Source organism: Acidimicrobiales bacterium, assembly GCA_040219085.1.
Lineage (GTDB): Bacteria > Actinomycetota > Acidimicrobiia > Acidimicrobiales > JAVJTC01 > JAVJTC01.
Map to the genome: position 1 here is coordinate 53,681 of JAVJTC010000028.1, position 18,266 is coordinate 71,946.

At 69.7% G+C, this 18,266-nt stretch carries 14 protein-coding genes; 5 read left to right on the forward strand and 9 right to left on the reverse strand.

Annotated elements, in window-relative coordinates:
- The first annotated feature begins 39 nt into the window (after positions 1-39).
- The gene (locus tag RIE08_11895; GenBank protein ID MEQ8718301.1) at positions 40-954 is read left to right on the forward strand and encodes an acyl-ACP desaturase; all 915 of its coding nucleotides are present in this window, start codon (positions 40-42) and stop codon (positions 952-954) included.
- A gap of 31 nt (positions 955-985) precedes the next feature.
- On the opposite strand, the gene RIE08_11900 is transcribed toward RIE08_11895, so the two are convergent.
- From RIE08_11900 to RIE08_11915, 4 genes are all read right to left on the reverse strand, one after another.
- The gene (locus RIE08_11900; protein MEQ8718302.1) at positions 986-1,261 is read right to left on the reverse strand and encodes a type II toxin-antitoxin system RelE/ParE family toxin; all 276 of its coding nucleotides are present in this window, start codon (positions 1,259-1,261) and stop codon (positions 986-988) included.
- Entirely contained in the window at positions 1,258-1,542 is a 285-nt protein-coding gene (locus RIE08_11905; GenBank protein MEQ8718303.1) for a type II toxin-antitoxin system Phd/YefM family antitoxin, read from the reverse strand. The genes RIE08_11900 and RIE08_11905 overlap by 4 nt, the downstream gene beginning before the upstream one ends.
- Before the next feature lie 260 nt (positions 1,543-1,802).
- Complete coding sequence (locus RIE08_11910) at positions 1,803-3,368, reverse strand: gamma-glutamyltransferase (protein MEQ8718304.1); 1,566 nt, start codon at positions 3,366-3,368, stop codon at positions 1,803-1,805.
- Between the two features lie 55 nt (positions 3,369-3,423).
- Positions 3,424-4,356 carry a glycosyltransferase family A protein gene (locus RIE08_11915; protein MEQ8718305.1) on the reverse strand — a complete coding sequence of 311 codons (933 nt, stop codon included), beginning with the start codon at positions 4,354-4,356 and terminating at the stop codon, positions 3,424-3,426.
- Between the two features lie 102 nt (positions 4,357-4,458).
- Between RIE08_11915 and RIE08_11920 the strand changes: the two genes are divergently transcribed.
- The 3 genes from RIE08_11920 to RIE08_11930 all read left to right on the forward strand — a co-directional run bounded on the left by RIE08_11920 (position 4,459) and on the right by RIE08_11930 (position 6,800).
- Positions 4,459-5,688 carry a glycosyltransferase family 4 protein gene (locus tag RIE08_11920; protein MEQ8718306.1) on the forward strand — a complete coding sequence of 410 codons (1,230 nt, stop codon included), beginning with the start codon at positions 4,459-4,461 and terminating at the stop codon, positions 5,686-5,688.
- Positions 5,689-5,872: 184 nt separating this feature from the next.
- On the forward strand, positions 5,873-6,307 hold the full coding sequence (locus RIE08_11925; GenBank protein ID MEQ8718307.1) for a hypothetical protein: 435 nt from the start codon (positions 5,873-5,875) through the stop codon (positions 6,305-6,307).
- Between the two features lie 127 nt (positions 6,308-6,434).
- On the forward strand, positions 6,435-6,800 hold the full coding sequence (locus RIE08_11930; GenBank protein MEQ8718308.1) for a hypothetical protein: 366 nt from the start codon (positions 6,435-6,437) through the stop codon (positions 6,798-6,800).
- Here RIE08_11930 and RIE08_11935 read toward each other — a convergent pair.
- Positions 6,782-7,615: a serine hydrolase domain-containing protein gene (locus RIE08_11935; protein MEQ8718309.1), complete on the reverse strand. Its 834-nt coding sequence runs from the start codon at positions 7,613-7,615 to the stop codon at positions 6,782-6,784. The two genes, RIE08_11930 and RIE08_11935, sit on opposite strands and share 19 nt — an antisense overlap.
- Before the next feature lie 68 nt (positions 7,616-7,683).
- On the opposite strand from RIE08_11935, the gene treY reads away from it, so the two are divergent.
- Positions 7,684-10,056 carry a malto-oligosyltrehalose synthase gene (treY, locus tag RIE08_11940; protein ID MEQ8718310.1) on the forward strand — a complete coding sequence of 791 codons (2,373 nt, stop codon included), beginning with the start codon at positions 7,684-7,686 and terminating at the stop codon, positions 10,054-10,056.
- A gap of 32 nt (positions 10,057-10,088) precedes the next feature.
- On the opposite strand, the gene RIE08_11945 is transcribed toward treY, so the two are convergent.
- From RIE08_11945 to RIE08_11960, 4 genes are all read right to left on the reverse strand, one after another.
- Positions 10,089-12,527, reverse strand: coding sequence for an EAL domain-containing protein (locus RIE08_11945; GenBank protein MEQ8718311.1), 2,439 nt, complete (start codon positions 12,525-12,527; stop codon positions 10,089-10,091).
- 109 nt (positions 12,528-12,636) lie between these two features.
- Entirely contained in the window at positions 12,637-14,439 is a 1,803-nt protein-coding gene (gene treZ, locus RIE08_11950) for a malto-oligosyltrehalose trehalohydrolase (protein ID MEQ8718312.1), read from the reverse strand.
- Positions 14,436-16,322 (reverse strand): 1,4-alpha-glucan branching protein GlgB, encoded by a 1,887-nt coding sequence (gene glgB, locus RIE08_11955; GenBank protein ID MEQ8718313.1) that lies wholly within the window; start codon positions 16,320-16,322, stop codon positions 14,436-14,438. The genes treZ and glgB overlap by 4 nt, the downstream gene beginning before the upstream one ends.
- A 4-nt stretch (positions 16,323-16,326) precedes the next feature.
- Complete coding sequence (locus RIE08_11960) at positions 16,327-18,240, reverse strand: 4-alpha-glucanotransferase (protein MEQ8718314.1); 1,914 nt, start codon at positions 18,238-18,240, stop codon at positions 16,327-16,329.
- Positions 18,241-18,266: the final 26 nt, after the last annotated feature.

The window sequence follows — 18,266 nt, forward strand, 5'->3', positions numbered from 1 at the left end:
CGTTGGAGCCGATGTCGTGCGCAGCGGTAGCCTTCGCTCGTGACTTCTGCCTCTGTGGAGCTCGTCGAATCCGTCTCGCCGACGATCGAGTCGCTGATGGCGACCCATCGCGAACGCCGGGCGCACTGGTACGCGCACGAGATCATCCCGTGGGAGCGCGGCCGCAGCTACGCCGACGAGCCATGGGACGAGAGTCAGGCGACCCTGTCGCCGATCGCCCGCACCGCGCTGCACGTCAACCTCCTCACCGAGGACAACCTGCCCTACTACTACGCCAAGCTCGCCACGTCGTTCCCCGAGGACTCGCCGATGGCCGAGTGGGCCCGGCTGTGGACCGCCGAGGAGGCCCAGCACGGGTCCGCCATGCGCGAGTACCTGCTGGTCTCGCGCAACTGCGATCCCGTCAAGCTTGAGGACGACCGCCTGGAGACGACCACCCGGGGTTGGGCCACCGACGTCGTCGACCCCGTCGACCTGTTCGTCTACACCTCGGCCCAGGAGCTGGCCACCCGGATCAGCCACCGCAACGCCGGCTCGCTCGCCGACGACGAGGCCGCCTTCCAGCTGATGAAACGGATCGCGGCCGACGAGAACCACCACTTCCTCTTCTACCGCGGCGTGACCACGGCGATGTTGAAGGAAGCGCCGACCCAGGTCATCGGCTCGATCTACAAGGTGCTGTCGAACTTCGAGATGCCGGGAACGACGATCCCCGGCTTCAGCCGCAAGGCCATGGAGATGGCGCGCGCCGGTGTCTACAACATGCGGATCCACGCCGAACAGGTCGTCCAGCCGCTGCTGCGCGAGTGGAACATCGGCTCACTCGACGGCCTGTCGGGTGCCGCGGCGCAGGCTCAGGACAAGATCATGAGCCTCTACGACGACCTCCTCGTCGCCGCTGAGGACTTCGAGACCCGACTCGCCAAGCGCAAGAAGCGGCTCACCCGCACCTGATTCGGCGGCCGGGGGGGGGCGATATCCCCCGTCAGTGTGGCCGGTACACGTCGCTGCGGTGATCGATCGCGAGGACCGTCACGACGCGACGCTCGTTCTCGATCTGGTAGACGACCCGAAAGTCGCCGCGGCGAGCGCTGTGTTTCCCTTCGAGATCGAAACGTAGCGCCCGCCCGACCCGGTGGGGGTTCTCGGCGAGTCCGCCGTAGACGAACTCGACGCAGGCGGTCGCGATCTTCTCCGGTAGGCGATCGAGCGACCGAAGTGCACTCGATGCCCAGTCGACCTCGAACGGCTCCGGTGTCACTTCTTGGAGATGCGAGCGAGCGCCTGGTCCTTCGTGAGGCGCTCCGTGCGGCCGGCGGCGACGTCGGCATGGCCGTCACGGATTGCTTCTGTCAGCGTCGGACTGCTGAGGATCGTTAGTGTCTCTTCGAGGGATTCCAAGTCGTCGACGTTGAGCATCACGGCAGCAGGTCGTCCGTGCTTGGTCACGACGACCCGTCCATGCTCGCGTTCGAGCCTGTCGACGACTTCAGACAGTCGGTTCTTCACGTCTGCCAGGGACAGATGCTCGCTCGAGGACATGGCTAGAAGTATGGCTAGATTGCCTGCCTCCGTCAACCCTCCACCCGGCGACCGAGTCGCCCGCTTCGACGGTGACGCCCGTCTACGTGGCGACGGAGTTCGCCGCCGGTGCCGATGGCTCACTTCAAAAGCAAGGACTGGAATCGGGATGCCCGCAAGTAGCAGGGGGGTGGCTGACCGGCGCAGGCTCCTGTGAGACTCGGACAAGATGCTGGAGTCGCCTACGGGACAGGGCTCGGCCCGGCTTCGGCTCGCGGCTATCAGTAGCCGATCGCGGCGCCGACCACGGCGCGCGGGTCGGCTGCGCCGGCCCATCCGGAGGGTGTGGCGACGATGGCGTCGGCGTGTCCGAAGCCGGGGCTCTGCTGCATCGGTCGCACACCGTGTCCGCGCGACTCGAGCCCCGTCACCCAACCGTGGGAACCGAGTTCGAGCATCACGATCTGGTCGCCGACGGCGTTCCACGTGTCGAAGCCGTTGCCGCCGTCGAGGCCCAGTGCCCATCGGGGGGCCGCGATGGCCGGACCGGGCGGCTGTGCGTGCCGCAGCATCCGCGTCAGCGTCTGCAGCAGGATCTGGGGCTGGGCGTCGCCGCCCATCGTCCCCGCCACGATCGCGAGTCCGCCGTCGGAGCGGGTGACGATCGCCGGGGACAGCGTGTGGGGTGGGCGACGGCCCGGCCCGTACTCGGCGGGATGGCCGGGCTCGAGGGAGAAGCCGACACCACGGCAGTGCAACAAGATGTCGGTCTCACCGACCGCGAGGTGGCTCCCGAAGCCTGCGGCGTTCGACTGGATCAGCGAGACACCCATCCCGTCGGCATCCGCGGTCGACAGGTGGATCGTGCCGCCGTCGGCCGCGGGGCCCGCGAGACGCGAGCGTCGCTCCGGGTCGATGCCCGCTCGACGGCGGGTGACCTCGGCCGCCGCGAGCAGGACCGACACGTCAGCGTGTTCGTGGAGTACCTCGGGTCGGTCCCGCCCGGCTGCCCGCGCTGCCTCCACCATGAGATGGGCCCAGGCGCCGTCGGCCGGGTCGTCGGGCAGGTCGAGCCCTTCGATGATGGCGAGGCCGAGCAGGGTCAGGTAGCCCTGCGAGTTCGGCGGCGTCGTCCACACGTCGTGGCCGAAGGCCCGCACCGACAGCGGCTCGACCCAGTCGGCCAGCGGCACGGCGAGGTCCCCGGGGACGAACTCGCCGGCGCCCAGCGTGAGAAGTCCCTCACCGAACTCTCCGCCGTAGAAGCCGTCCCGGCCGTGGTCCACGACGGCCCGCAGCGAACGGGCGACACCGGGGCGTCGGATCAGTGCTCCCGCGCCGTCGGTGGCGGGCCGCAGAGCCGCAGCACCCCGGACGTCGGCGACGCCACCGGCGGCGGCCGCGAGCAGCGGAGAGGCCGGGAACCCGTCGTCGGCGAAACCGACGGCGTGCTCGAGCACCTCGGCGAGCGGCAGTCGGCCGTACCGGTCGTGGAGCGCCAGCCATCCGTCCACGCAGCCCGGTACGGGTACAGCGGCGATGTGACCCGTCAGCGGAATCGTCGTGTGGCCCTGGGCGCGGACGCGGTCAGGGTCGGCGCCGCTGCCGGCACGCCCCGAGGCGTTGAGGCACGCCGGTGCACCCGGCCCCTCGTGGACGAGCGCGAACAGGTCGCCCCCCATCCCGCACATGTGGGGGGAGGTGACCGCCAGGACGGCGCTGGTGGCGATCGCCGCGTCGACCGCGGTGCCGCCAGCCCGCAGGGTTGCGACTCCGGCCTGGGACGCGAGCGAGTCGGGACTGGCGACGAGGCCGTGGGGGGCGCGTACGGAGGTGTCAGGTGTCATCGGGACCGACGCTAGGGCGCCTCGGCCCCCATGACGAACCCGGTCGTGTCCCGGTTCAGGCGGTTCCGCGGCCCACCGAGGCCACGACGCGGCGGTAGGCGTCGAGGCCGAGGGCGGTCTTGGCGACACATCGAAGTCCCTTCCCCGGCGCTGCCCAGACATGGGGTGTCATGGCCACGATGGCGCCCACCGCCGAGCGGCGATCGCCGCGGGCAAGGTCCCGCTCGACGCGTCCAGAGAGGTGCTGGACCCAGCGACGGGCCGCCCAGCGACGCGCTCGCAGCGGGCCTACGGCGTCGGTGACGGCCGGGAGCCACTTCTCCTGGAGGATGGCTTCTGAACGCATGTGGCTCTCGTGTCGGTTGCTGAGTGACGCGAGGTGGTAATTGCGGATGAAGAGGGCGTCGTCGACAGCGACCGTGCGCACTCCTGAGGCTGCCCACCGGAGCAACAGGTCGTAGTCCTGGAAGTTCCTGAGATCCGGGTCGAAGCCTCCGTGTATCGAGAACAGGTCCCTCGGTGCGAGCGTCGCGGAGAGGTAGGGCCTGGGCGCGTAGAGGGCGGTGGCGAGCGTGTCCAGGTATCCGGCCGAGGCTCGATGGATCCAGGAGGTGCCCGCCTCGACTTCTGTGATGACCGAGTTGCAGAACGCCACGGTAGGTCGGGAACCGTTCCCGTCGGGTGCGGTTGCGAGCGCCTCCACCAGCCGTTCCAGCAGCGTCGGTAGCCACTCGTCGTCGTCGTCGCAGAAGCCGATCAGCCCTCCCCGGGCGACGGCGATGCCGCGGTTGCGGGCTTCGGCGACGCCAGCGGGGGATTCCAGTCGCTCGATTCTCAGGCGTGGATCGTCGACGCGCGCAAGTGAGTCGGTCGCAGGCGTCGTCGAACCGTCGTCGACCACGATCACCTCGAGCTGGTCGAACGTCTGCGACAGGACGGAGAGGACGGCGGTGACAACCATCTCGGGCCGATCCCGGGTGGGGATCACGACGCTGACCTGCGCCTCGAATTGGGATGCACGCCGGCGTTCTCCGGTGGCGTGGTCCTGCTGTTCGATCCTCCCACCGTACCTGTGTCGTACGATCGGTCGATGCGGCGTGGGAGCTCTGAGGCCGTCGCCCCGCGGCTCGTGGTGTCGACCCGCTACTACCCCAGCCGCCGCGAGGCCTTCATGACGTCCTACGTCACGGCTGTCACCCGGCTGGGTGTCGACGTCAGCGTCGTCATCACCGGCCCGCTGGTCGAAGAGGACGTCGAGCCGGTGACCCGGCCGGGTGCCATCGACACACTGAGGGTCCCGTGGGAGGCTCCACCCTGGCGCAAGGTCATGGCGCTGCCGGGGATTCTCGCCAGGGCCGTCGCCGCTGATCCGCGTGTGGCCGGGCGACTCTGCAGGCGGGTTCTGCGACGGAATCCGACGCCGGGCGGCGCCGCGTCGCGACTCTTCACGACCGCACCGTTGCTCGCCGGTCCCGCCAGGGCTGTCCACTTCGGCTGGATCTCCGATGCGATCGAGGCGACGGAGTTGCTCGACATCGCGGACGTGCCGACCGTCGTCAGCTGCCACGGGTCGGACCTGCGCCTCAGTGCGCGCAGCGACCCGTCGTTCGCCCGCGCAATCCGCGAGGTCTTCGCCCGGATCGACATCGTGCACTGCGTCTCGCACGAGCTGGCCGGCCACGCTGTCGACCTCGGCGCAGATCCCGCCAAGGTCCATGTCGGCGCCTGGGGTGTCGATCTCACCCGGTTCTCGCCAACGACGAGGCCAGCGCCGCTCGAGCCGGTCCGGATCATCACGGTGGCGCGCTACGAGGGTCTCAAGGGCCACGAGTACGCACTGGAGGCGATCGCCGCCGTGGTCGAGCGTGGCGTCGACGCCTCCTACGTCATCGTCGGGTCCGGCACGCCCCAGGAGCGTCAGCGCCTGATCGGTCTCGTGCGACGCTTCGGGCTCGAGGACAGGGTCGAGCTGACGGGGTGGATCTCACCGGACGATGTGGCGGCACGGATGCGTCAGGCTCACCTCTTCCTCCTGGCGTCCACCAGCGAGGGTCTGAACAACTCGACTCTCGAGGCGATGGCCACAGGCCTTCCCGTGGTGGTGACCGACGTCGGCGGCATGCCCGAAGCGGTGACCGACGGCGTCGAGGGGTTCGTCGTCCCGGCTCGGGAACCCGATGCGCTCGCGGACGCGATCGCACGCCTCGTCGGCGACCGGTCGGCGGCGTCGGCCATGGGCGATCGTGGCCGGGCGCGCGTTCTCGCCCACTTCGACGGCACCGAGCAGGCCCGTCGACTGCTCGAACGGATGTCGTCGTGATGCGCCCGGTTTCTCAACGGTTCCGTTCGTTCGGTCCCGACCAGCTCGGGCGGCTCGCGACGGCGGGCGTGGCTCCAGGAGGGCGCCTACCGTCTGGGGAGGCTCAGCGGCAGTGTCAGGTCCCGGGTCTGGTACCCCCCTCCCTCTGTGTCTGCTGTCACCGGCGGCCCGTAGGGTCGGGGCCATGTACACGAGATGGTCGAATGTGGCCTCGTCGGCGCCGGAGTTCGCTGCGTCCGTCGCGGCCCGCTTCGGCGCGAATCTGCATCACCTTCTGGGCACGATCCGCGCCGACGGCTCGCCTCGCATCAGCGGGACGGAGGTCACCATCGGTTCCGACGTCGGCCTCGGGATGATGCCCGACAGTCGCAAGCTCGCGGACGTCGGGCGTGACCCCCGGGTCGAGATCCACAGCGCCCCTCTGGAGGAGGACCTTGCGGCCGGTGATGCCAAGATCGGTGGTCGGCTGGTCGCAGCCGGGGCGCCGCCGAAGGGGGCACCGGGCTCGATGTTCGTCGTGGACATCGAACGTGTGAGCCTGGTTCAGGTCGACGGCGATGAACTCGTCGTCAGCGTGTGGCATCCGGGTTCCGGGCTTCAGGTGACGCGTCGCCGCTGATCCCGGTCTCCCCCTAGCGGTTCGTCGCGAATCATCCGGTGGAGGGACGAACGCGTTTCGCCAGGTCGGTACGGTCATCCATTGAGAAGACAGGCCCAGCCGTACCCGCAGAACCGAGGATCACCCGATGGCTTCCATCACGGTCGACGACGACGTCATACGCATCGAACTCACGCGGTTCGAGAAGATCATGGGGATCCTCGGCGATCAGGAGATCCCGCTCTCGGCGGTCACGGCGGTCTCGGTCGAGCACGACTCACGTGGTGCGCTGCGCGGTATGAGGCTGCCCGGCACGGCGGTCCCCGGCCGCACGTGGCTGGGCACCTGGCGTGGCCGAGGCCACAAGACGATGGTGCGGATCCGCAAGGGCGAGCCGGCGGTGAGCATCGCAGCCGACGGGCAGTCCTTCACGCACTACCTGGTGAGCGTCGAATCCCCTGAGGCGGTCGTCGCGCAGATCGCCGAGGGATCGGGTCAGGTCCTCGACCGGTAGCGGTCGAGGACGGCGTCGCTGAACGGGGGCCAGACCTCGAGGCTCCACGGTCCGAACTCCCGGTCGGTCAGTGCCGCGCACGCGAGACCTGCGTCGGGGTCCACCCACAGGAAGGTGCCTGCGCCCCCGAAGTGACCGAACGTCGTCGCCGAGTTGGCGGAGCCCGTCCAGTGCGGTGTCTTGTCCCCGACGATCTCGAAGCCGAGACCCCACGGGCACGGGTCGAAGCTGCCCACGCCGGGGACCACACCTCGCAGGTCAGCGAACTGCGGGGTCGTCGCGGTAGCGAGGGTCGAGGCTCCGACGAGGGTGGGCGAGAGAAGCTCCCGCCCGAACGCCAGTAGATCCCGCACGCAGCTCCGGGCCCCGTGGGCCGGTGAACCCCGCAGCTCCGTGCTGTCCATTCCGAGGGGGCCGAGGACGGCCTCCCGGACGTAGTCGGCCCAGGGGATCCCGGTCTGCTCGGCGAGGTGGTCGGCGAAACGTTCGATGCCGGTGTTCGAGTAGACCCGCCGGGATCCCACCGCCGCCACCGGCTCGTCGCCGTCGAAGGGCAGCCCGGATGCGTGAGCCAGCAGGTGCCGCACGGTCGAGCCCTCGCGTCCGCCGGCCGCCTCGTCGAGGGTGACCGAACCCTCCTCGAGAGCCACGAGTCCGGCATAGGCCACGAAGAGTTTCGTCACCGATGCCACACCTGTCGTCCACTGCGGATCGCCCCCGAGACCGATCGTGTGAGCCCCGTCCGTGACACCGACGGCGACGGTGTCGACCGGCCAGTCTTCGGTGTGGTCGGCGATGTCTTCGGGTGTGTCCATGAGGCCTCCCGAGCCGGTTCTACAGGGGTGGGGATTCGCGCACGCTCGCGACGGGTAATGATCGAAGCATGCCCACAACCCCCGTCGCGTCCTACCGCGTCCAGCTCGGACCCGACTTCGGGTTCGCCGAGACCCGGGCGATCCTCGACGATCTCGTCGCGCTCGGGGTCAGCCACGTCTACCTGTCGCCGGTCGCGGAGGCCGTTCCCGGCAGCTCCCACGGGTACGACGTGGTCGACCATGCGACGGTGCGGGCCGAACTCGGCGGTCCCGAGGGCCTACGCGAGCTTGCCGCCGACGCGGAGGGGAGGGGCATGTCGCTGGTCGTCGACATCGTCCCCAACCACGCGTCGGTGAGCGTCCCGCGCCTCAACCGGGCCTGGTGGGCCACGCTGCGGGATGGTCCGACGTGTCCCGAGGCGGAGCGCTTCGACATCGACTGGGCATCGGGTCGGGGACGGGTGGTCCTGGCCGTCCTGTCAGAACCACCGGCCGAGGCCATCGAGAACGGGGATCTTCGGATCGACGAGACAGGTGACGAACCCGTCCTGCGCTACCACGGTCTCGAGCTCCCCCTCGCCCCCGGGACGGTCACGGCCGACGTGGCCGAGACCCTCGCCGCCCAGCACTACGTCCTGCACAGGTGGCGCGACCCGGACCGAAACGTGCGCCGGTTCTTCACCATCGACGACCTCGTCGCCATCCGCCCCGAGGTCCCCGCCGTCGCCGCCGAGGTGGCGGCCCCGCTCGTCGAGTTGGACCGCGCCGGACTGCTCGGCGGCGTGAGAGTCGACCACGTCGACGGCCTCGCGGACCCCGGCGCATATCTCAACGATCTGCGGGCCGCGGTCGGCGGTGCGTGGATACTCGTCGAGAAGATCCTGGCTCCGGGCGAGGAGCTCGATCCCGACTGGGCCGCGGACGGGACGACCGGGTACGAGCACGCCCGCCTGGTCGATCAACTCCTCGTGGATCCGGCCGGCCTGGAACGGCTCCGTGACCACTGGACGGCCCGCACCGGCGACACCCTCTCGTGGGCCGAACACGAGCACCTCGCGCGGATCGAGGTGCTCAACGGCGACCTCGCCCCGGATCTGGCCAGGGTCGGCGACTGCGCGGTGGGGGTCCTCACCGCCCACCCGCCCGCCGCGGTGCGCGCGGCCCTGCTCGAGTTGACGGTGCACCTGCACCGCTACCGGACCTACCTCCCCGCCGACGCATCCGACGTCGAGGTGGTCCTGCGGGCCGCCGAGCGGGCGGCGAATCGCCGGCCGCTCCTCGCGGGGGTCATCGACGACCTCGCGGAGGAGATCTGTGAGCCCACGGACCCCGCCGGCGCGGAGCTGAGAGACCGGTGGCAGCAGCTGACCGGGCCGGTAGCGGCGAAGGCCGCCGAGGATCGCGCCTTCTACCGCCACCATCCACTCGTCGCCATGAACGAGGTCGGTGGCGATCCCGGGGCACCGGGGCTGGCGCCGGAGGAGTTCCATGCCGCCGCCACGAGGGCGCAGGCGGTGGCTCCCCGCTCGATGCTGACGTCGTCGACCCACGACACCAAGAGGTGCGAAGACGTCCGCGCCCGCCTGTTGACACTGTCCGGCATGCCGGGTGAGTGGGCGGAGACCGAGCGGGCGTGGACCCGGCATCTCGGATCCGTCGCCGAGAGGGTCTCCCCTGAGGAGCGTTCGCTCGCCTACCAGACCGTCTTCGGGGCGTGGCCCATCGACGGCGAACGCCTCGGCGACTTCCTCGTGAAGGCCGCGCGCGAAGCCGACGTGCGCACCGCGTGGGTGGACCCCGACGACGACCACGAGACGGCCCTGCGTCGCCTCGCCGTGGCACTGACCGATCCCGACGGCATCGGCGGCGACGTCGCCGCACTCGCCGACCGTCTCGACGGCCAGGCGCGGACCGTGTCCCTAGCCCAACTCGTGCTCCGGTTGACGTATCCGGGTGTTCCCGACATCTACCAGGGGGCCGAGGTCGCGATCCGTTCGCTCGTCGACCCCGACAACCGCGGCCCCGTCGAACGGGAGCGCATCCGGGCCGTGGCCGCGGAAGCCGTCGCCCTCGACGGTGACGGTGCGTGTCGCCGGGGCGATCTCGACCTGGCGAAATACGTCGTCATCAGTCGGACACTGGCACTTCGTCACCGTCGGCTCGCGGCGTTCGGACCGGGGCCGGAGGGTGCCTACGTCGCCGTTCCCACGGCGGGGCCCCGCTCGGCGAACGCAGTGGCGTTCTGTCGTGGCGGCCAGGTCGTCACCGTGGTGACGCGCCACCCCTGGGCGGTCACCGGGGGTTTCGCCACCTCGACGGTCGCCCTCCCGCCGGGCCGTTGGGGTGACGTGTTGCGCGACGGATCACCACCGTTGTCCGGAACCGTCCGTCTCGACCAGATCCTCGGTCGGGTCGGCGTCGCCGTCCTGGAGTCGTTGTGAGTCGACGGGTCCGTTGAGGCCCGTCGCAGGGTTCACGACAGGTCCTGGGAACGCTCGTCGGGTCGGAGCGGCCGTAGCAACTGCTCCTCGAGTCTTGCCGCGTCGAGGGGACGGGCGAGAAGGTACCCCTGCACCTCGTCGACGCCCTCTGCGCGCAGTCGGTCGATCTGTTCAGCTGTCTCGACGCCCTCGGCCAGCGTCCGCAGACCGAGGCTCTTGCCGACCTGGACGAGTGTGTGGATCAGCGCGACCGTCTCACTGGACCGCGTCATCGCATCAGTGAACGACCGGTCGATCTTGAGCCGATCGACCGGGAACTTCTGGAGGTACGCCAGCGACGAGTAGCCCGTGCCGAAGTCGTCGATGGCGATTCCCACACCGAACGATTTCAGGTCCCGGAGGCGTCGGGCGGTGGTCTCCACGTCGCGCATCAACACCGACTCGGTGATCTCGATCGTCAAAGCAGCGGGCTCGAGCCCGCTGCTGTCGAGGGCCGCGCGTACGTCGTCGACGACGCTGTCGTGGACGAGTTGGCGCCCCGAGACGTTCACGGAGATGCCCACGGCGCTGCCCCGTGAGCGCCAGCCTTCAGCTCGGGCACACGCCTCGGCCAGCACCCAGCGACCGACATCGGTGATCTTGCCGCTCGACTCGAGCATCGGGATGAAGCCGTCGGGATTGATCAGGCCCTGGGTCGGGTGGTCCCACCGCAACAGGGCCTCCACGCCGATCATCGAGAGGTCGGACAGGTCGTACATCGGCTGATACACGAGGCGGAACTGGTCGCCGTCGAGTGCCGAGCGGAGGTCGAACTCGAGTTCCAGTCGCTGCTGGATGTGGGCCTCCATCTCCGAGGAGAACGTCGCGTGGCAGTTCCGTCCGGCCGCCTTGGCCCGGTACAGAGCGACGTCTGCGTCGCGCAGCAGCTCCGATGGTGACTCGCGATCGCCGAGGGCCACCCCGATGCTCGCCGAGACCACGATCGGTTGGTTCGATGCCGCGAGGGTGAAGGGTTCACGCATGACGTCGAGCAGGCGCTGAGCCACCCGCTCGGCGGTGCCTACCGAAGCGTCGTCGAGGAGCACGATGAACTCGTCGCCGCCGAGACGTCCGATCGTGTCCGCCTCACGGAGCTCGTGGGTGAGGCGCCGCGCCACCGACTCGAGCAGCTCGTCGCCGGCCTCGTGCCCGAGGGTGTCGTTGATGTTCTTGAACTCGTCCAGGTCGATGAACAGTGCCGCTCCGGCCGTGTGGCTCCGACGGTTGCGTGCCAGAAGTTGCTCGGTGCGGTCCGCGATCAGACTCCGGTTCGGCAGGCCCGTGAGGGGGTCGTGCATGGCCTGGTGGCGCAGCTCGTCGGTCATCTCCCTGACGAAGCGCCAGGCGCGGGCCCGCCCCGTGGAGAGAACCAGGACGAGTAGCGCGACCGCGAAGCTCAGGACGATCCCGCCGGTGAGGACTGTGAGTGCCACGCGGCTCGTGAATACTCCAGACCCCTCGACGGCGCCGAAGGTCTCCGCCGTCCAGCCGTTCCCGAAGTCGAAGGACCGGACCTGGCTGCCCACGGGCATCGTCTTGTTCGAGAATGCAACGCGCGACGCGCCGGTGTCGTAGGTGAAGCGGAGCCCTATTTCGTCGCGGCCGACGAGCGCGCTGTGCAGGACCACCTCGGGTGACACCGCCATCCCGATCCAGCCGAGGAACTCGGCGCGTCGCGCCTCGGGCGAATCGGGGACGGTCCCCGAGCGATAGACCGGTGTCTGGACCAGCAGGAGGGCGACGTCCTCGATCACCTGTGGATCCGCCGACGTGTTGTCACCGGCATCCTCTCGAGCGGCGGAGGTGAATGTCTCATCGGTGACCGCCACGTAGCTCGACAGGCCGGAGTCGCGCGCCGCGAGCAGTTCGCGTCCGAGCGCGGTCGCGCAGAAGTCCATTCCGGCCGGGAGGGCCGTGCCGGTCGCCTTCTTTGCCACGGTGAGGCAGTAGAGGTCGCGCTCGCCGCCGGGCACCACCTGGGGCGCTCCGGTAGCGGTTGGGGAGAGCGGGGCCGTCACGTCGCGCAGGAATCCGTCCAGCTCGTCGGCGGGAACCATCGTGGCGAACAGGATCGACCGGAGCTGTGGGTAGCGGTCGATCAGTCGGATGTTCTCGGTCCACGCGACGAACTCGTCGTTCGTCGTGTCCGGATTCCCGACGATGTACGCGGCGGCGTTGACAGCCAGATCGGCCTCGTCTTCGACGGCCGCGGCGAGTGTGGCGGCGATCTCCGTGGACGACGCGTCGAACGCGTCGCGGGAGTCTTCGGAATCGGCCGTGGCGACGGCCCTCGCTCCGAAGACCGCGGAGACGCTGCCGATCACGGCGATGAGAACGGCCACCGCCGGCCACACGCGGCCGCGCCGGATTGCGTCGTGGTCGGCTTGGATCGCCCGCGGGGGTTCCGGCGACCGGCGCGTGCTGTCGTGCATGCGTGGGTCCGTGGTGGCAGTCGGGTACAGACCCTGGATGGGTCTCCGGTGACCTATCGGCACCGCTGCGCTCGCTCTGAGTGCGCAGCGGCCCGTCGTGACCGGTCTCTCAGAGGGCCGTTGTCGACGTGAGCAGCGCGGACCAGGGAGCGATGGTGAGCCCGTCACCGGACATGGCGGACGGTCCGGGACCACCCCAGCGGCTGTCGGCGCTGTCGAGGAGGACGTTGCCGGTCTCCGGGACCTCGATCGGCCGGGCATCGTCGGAGAAGTTGAAGAAGATCGTGACCATCTCGTGCGAGAGCCTGCGCTCGAGTGTCACGAGGCCCTCATTGTCTGCGGTGACGTGCTGGTCTGCGTCCGGGTGAGTGATCGCCGGCGCTCGGCGGCGCAACGCGAGCAGTTCCCGGTGGAACGCGAGCAGCGACGCGTGTGGCTCCTCTTCGGCGAGGGTCGGGTCCAGTACCGCCGACACGAAGGTCGACTCCGCCGCGGGGTCCGGGGGTGTTCCGGCCCAGTCCATGGCGGCGAACTCCTCGGCCCGGCCACGCCGCACCGCCTTGCGCAGGCCCGGGTCGCCGTGGTCCACGAAGAACGGGAACGGAGCGGTCTCGCCGTACTCCTCGGCCATGAACAGCATCGGTGTGAACGGCGACAGCAGGACCGTCGCCGCAGCGAGCCGTCGGCGGTCACCGTCGACGAGCGTGTCCAGGCGGGCACCGTCCCAGCGGTTGCCGACCTGGTCGTGGTTCTGGTCGTAGACGACGAAGTGGGCCTTGGCCACGTCGTTCGGGCTGCGTCCGTGTCGCCGTCGACGGAACTCGGACCGCCGCCCACGGTGGTTCCAGCCATGTGCCAGGCAGTCCGCCAGGTCGAGTACGCCGGAGTAGTCGCAGTAGTAGCCCGACGTGTCACCGGTGAGCGCGACCCGCAGCGAGTGGTGCACGTCGTCGTTCCAGACACCGTCGCAGCCCCACCCGCCGACATCGGGGTCACGCACGATCCGGGGGTCGTTGGCGGAACTCTCTGCGAACACGAGGACCGGCCGCCCCTGCTCGTGGCCCACCGTGTGAACGGCGGCGGTGAGTTCCTCGATGAAGGTCAGAGCCGTCGGGTCGACGATCGCCTGGATGGCGTCGAGGCGCAGGCCGTCGAGGTGGAAGTCCCCGACGAGCCCGACGGCACTCTCGATGAAGTAGCGGCGCACGGCGTCGCTGTCCGCGTCGGCCACATTGACCGCCGGGCCCCACGGCGTCGTGTACATGTCGGTGAAGTACGGCCCGAAACGTCCGAGGACGTTGCCCTCGGGCCCGAGGTGGTTGTGGACCACGTCCAACACGACGCCCAGACCGTGGCCGTGGGCGGCGTCGACGAGTCGGGCGAAGCCGTCGGGGCCGCCGTAGCTGTCCTGGACGGCGGAGCAGAAAACCCCGTCGTATCCCCAGTTCCGGGCGCCGGGAAACGCGTTGACCGGCATTATCTCCAGGGTCGACACGCCGAGCGCGACGAGCCGGGGGAGTTGGGCGACGACGCCGTCGAAGGTCCCCTCCGGCGAGAACGTGCCGACGTGTAGCTCGTAGAGCACGGTGTCCGCGAGTTCCACGCCGGTCCAGCTGGCGTCGGTCCAGGTCCACGCAGCGGGATCGACCACGGCCGACGGCCCGTGCACACCGAGAGGCTGGTGACGCGAAGCTGGGTCGGGCAGGGGTTCGGAACCGTCGAGGCGGTACCGGTAGAGGTCGGTCACGCCGACCCCGTCGATGACGCCGACGTGGGTCCCGTCGCCGGCGGGCTCGAGGGGAACGTCGCGGAGGTCGGCATGCAGGTGCACATCGACCGCGCGTGCGTACGGCGCCCAGACCTCGAAGCGGACGCCGTCGCCGACGGGTGTGGCGCCGAGCCGGCCGGTCATCCAGGCGCCAGGATCAACGTCGCCAGCGGGGGCAACGTCAACAACACCGACTGGAACCGACCGTGGCTGTCCACGGGCAGCGCCTCGACGCCGCCGAAGTTGCCGACACCGGAGCCGCCGTAGACCTCGGCATCGGAGTTGGCGAGTTCCACCCAGAGGCCGTCGACGGGAACGCCGAGTCGGTAGTTCTCGCGCACGGCCGGGGTGAGGTTCATGACGACAAGCACAGGGCGGTCGCCCTCGTCCCCCAGGCGTAGCCACGCGACCACCGAGTTGACGGCGTCGTTGCCCTCGACCCAGGCGAACCCCGACGGGTCGCAGTCCTTGACGTGCAGCGCCGGCTCGGATGCGTACAGCGCGTTCAGGTCGGCCACCCAGCGCCGGATCCCTTCGTGGCCTGCGGTGTCGTGGAGCGACCAGTCCAGCACCGACTCGTGGTTCCATTCGCTGGTGGTCGCCAACTCGCCGCCCATGAAGAGGAGCTTCTTGCCCGGCTGGGTCCACTGGTTGGCGTAGAGGAGTCGCAGGTTGGCCCGCTTCTGCCAGTCGTCGCCGGGCATCTTCCCCAGCAGTGAACCCTTTCCGTGCACGACCTCGTCGTGCGACAGCGGCAGGGTGTAGTTCTCGCTGAAGGCGTACACCCCGCGGAACGTCAACTCGTTGTGGTGGTAGGTCCGGTGGATCGGGTCGCGCTCCATGAACTGGAGCGTGTCGTGCATCCACCCCATGTCCCACTTGTAACCGAACCCCAGGCCGCCCACGTAGGTGGGTCGGCTGACCATCGGCCAGGCCGTGGACTCCTCGGCGAAGGTGGCCGTGTCGGGGAACTCGTCGTACACGGCTTCGTTGAGTTGGCGCAGGAACCCGATGGCCGCCAGGTTCTCGCGGCCTCCGAACTCGTTGGGGATCCACTCGCCCTCCGAGCGCGAGTAGTCGAGGTAGAGCATGGAGGCGACCGCGTCGACGCGCAGGCCGTCGACGTGGTAGCGGTCGAGCCAGCAGATGGCGCTCGACACGAGGAACGAGCGGACCTCGTTGCGGCTGTAGTTGAAAATTGCCGAGTTCCAGTCGGGATGGAATCCCTGTCGGGGGTCGGCGTGCTCGAAGAGGTGCGTTCCGTCGAAGAGGGCGAGCCCGTGCGAGTCGGTGGGGAAGTGCGACGGCACCCAGTCGAGGATGACCCCGATGCCGCGCTGGTGCAGGACGTCGATCATCGTCATCAGGTCCTGCGGCGTGCCGTAGCGCGCGCTCGGCGCGAAGTAGCCGGTGGTCTGGTACCCCCAGGAACCGTAGAAGGGGTGCTCCATGATCGGGAGGAGCTCCACGTGGGTGAACCCGTGGGCGGAGCAGTGATCGGCCAGCGGGTCGGCGATCTCCGCGTAGGTGGGAAAGCGCTGGCCGTCGGTGACGTGTCGTCCCCACGAACCCAGGTGCATCTCGTAGATCGACACGGGCGCGTCGAGAGCGACGCGCGCACCGCGGTTCTCCATCCACTCCCCGTCGGTCCACTCATGGGACAGGTCGGCGATGACCGAGTCGATCGAAGGCGCCTCCACCGTGGCGGCACCGACCGGGTCCGACTTGTCGACGGTCTGCCCGTCGCGGGTGGTCACACGGAACCGGTAGCGCTGCCCGACTGCGGCCTCGGTCACACGGGTCGCCCAGATCCCCGAGGAGTCGACCGGGGTGAGTGCCCGCCCGGCCATGTTCCAGCCGTCGTAGTCGCCGACGACCGTGACGGCGGTGGCATTGGGCGCCCAGACGGCGAAGTGGACGCCGCCGTCAGGGTCGGGGATGGCTCCGAGGTGTTCGTGGAGTCGTCGGTGGGTCCCCTCGTTGAACAGATGGAGGTCGAGTGTGCCGAGCGGTGAGGTGTCGCTCATCGGGTCAGATCCTTTCGATCGGGTCGCCCGGGTCGGTGTCGGGCCCTGCGTCGCCGCGGGCCTCTCGCACTGTGTCGAGCAGGAAGTGGGTCGCGTCCGCCTCCATCGCGGTGGTCACGTCGACGCTCATCCGTCGACGCCACACGACGGGGTCCGTGACGCCGGGGATGTTGTGCGGTTCGGTCTCGCCTACGAGGTCGTCGAGGTCGATCATCACGAGGTGGGCGTCGGATCGGCCGAGCCGTTCGAGTGCCGCCACCAGGACCTCCTCGGGAGCGTCGGCGACCGGTCTTCCGACCTCGGCCGCAACCGCCTGGCGATAGCGGTCGACCGCGCGGCGCCGGCGGGCCAGGCACATCTCGAGGTCCGGCGGGGTGGGTCCGCGCGACAGGTCGTCACCGCGGTAGGCGGAGCGGAAAGCCGGCATGTCGTGGGTGCGTATCCCGGCGACCGTGTTGCCGGGAACGGCCGGCAGGCCCCGGTCCTCATGTTCGTCGATCATCACGAACTGGTCTTCGAAGAGACCGAGCACGCTCCAGTCGTCGAGTAGCCGCCCGACCTGAGGGGGGACCGTGCCGAGGTTCTCACCCACGATCGTGGTGGCTGTGAGTTCCGAGACAGCCGCGATGACGGCCATCAGCTCCTCGCCGGGGTACCGGACGTAGGCGCCGTCGGTCGCGTCGGCCCCGGAGGGGATCCACCACAGCCGGTGGACGCCCATCACGTGGTCTATCCGCAGGAGGTCGGCGTGTTCGCACGCCCGGGTCAGAATGCGGCGCCACGGTTCGTGGCCCCCGCCGCGGCCCGCCGCGGGGTGCAGCGGCGGGAAACCCCAGTTCTGGCCGCCCCGGAACAGCGTGTCCGGTGGGGCCCCCACCGACATGTCCGTGGCGAACCACCCGGGATGTGCCCATGTCTCCCAGCCGTGCGGGTGCGAGCCGATGGGGAGATCGAGTGCGAGTGACTGGCCGCGGCCCCGTAGTTCGGCAGCCAGTTCGCCGAGTCGGTCGTGCATGAGGAGTTGTCCGTATGCGTGGCGGTCGACCACGGCCGGGTCGACGTCGCCGATGCCACCGGGATGGGCGACCCCGTCCCGTTCGACGGCGGCGCGGAAGCGTGCGTAGTCGGCGACGTCGGGACGCTCGGCGAGGTAGCCGTCCAGGCGGGAGCGCTCGGCGGCGGTCATGGAAGCCACCGCAGCGGTCAGTCCGAGCCGGCTCGACGTGCCGACTGCGGCCCAGTCGACGAGGGGGTCCGGTCGACCCGCCGTGGGTTCGGCGCCGGGGAGTGCCGAGTGGTCGAGGTAGGCGTCGCTCCAGTGCATCCGACTCACAGGCGAGTAGGGGCTCGGCTCGAACGGCTCGGTCCGGTCGTCGATCCAGGTGGCGTAGAGCGGCAGCGTGGCCACGGTGTCGATTCCGAGTCCGGCGCTGCGTTCGGCCAGCTCGGCGAGCAGTGTGAGCGACGGTCCGTGCTCGCGCTCGTTCCACAACGTGTAGGTGGGACTGAACAGGCCGATACCGGTCGTGGGGGCGAGTCGGCGGACATGGGCGGGGGCCGAGACGACGGGGACGTCGTGTTCGCCGTCGACGATGAGTCGATGGAAGCCGACCGCGATCTCGTGATCCAGGGCGATGACCGGCCCGGCCCCGGTCGTGATCGGGTCGAGGCGTTCCACTCCTCCGTCAGCGGTGTGGAGTTCGACGCTGCGGGTTCCGGCGGGCAGGGCGATCAGCTCGTCGGCGAGCCCGCGGTGCACGACGAGGGGCCCACCCGGTTCCGGGCCGCCTGCGAGGGCGTCCACGATGGCGCGCAACGTCTCGGGAGACGCGTGTCGGATCACCCCGTCGACGTCGACATAGGTGGGCTCGACGCCTATCAGCTCGGCGCGCAGGCGCGTGACGCCGTCCGGGTTCACGTACCCACTCGTTCGAAGATTCGGGC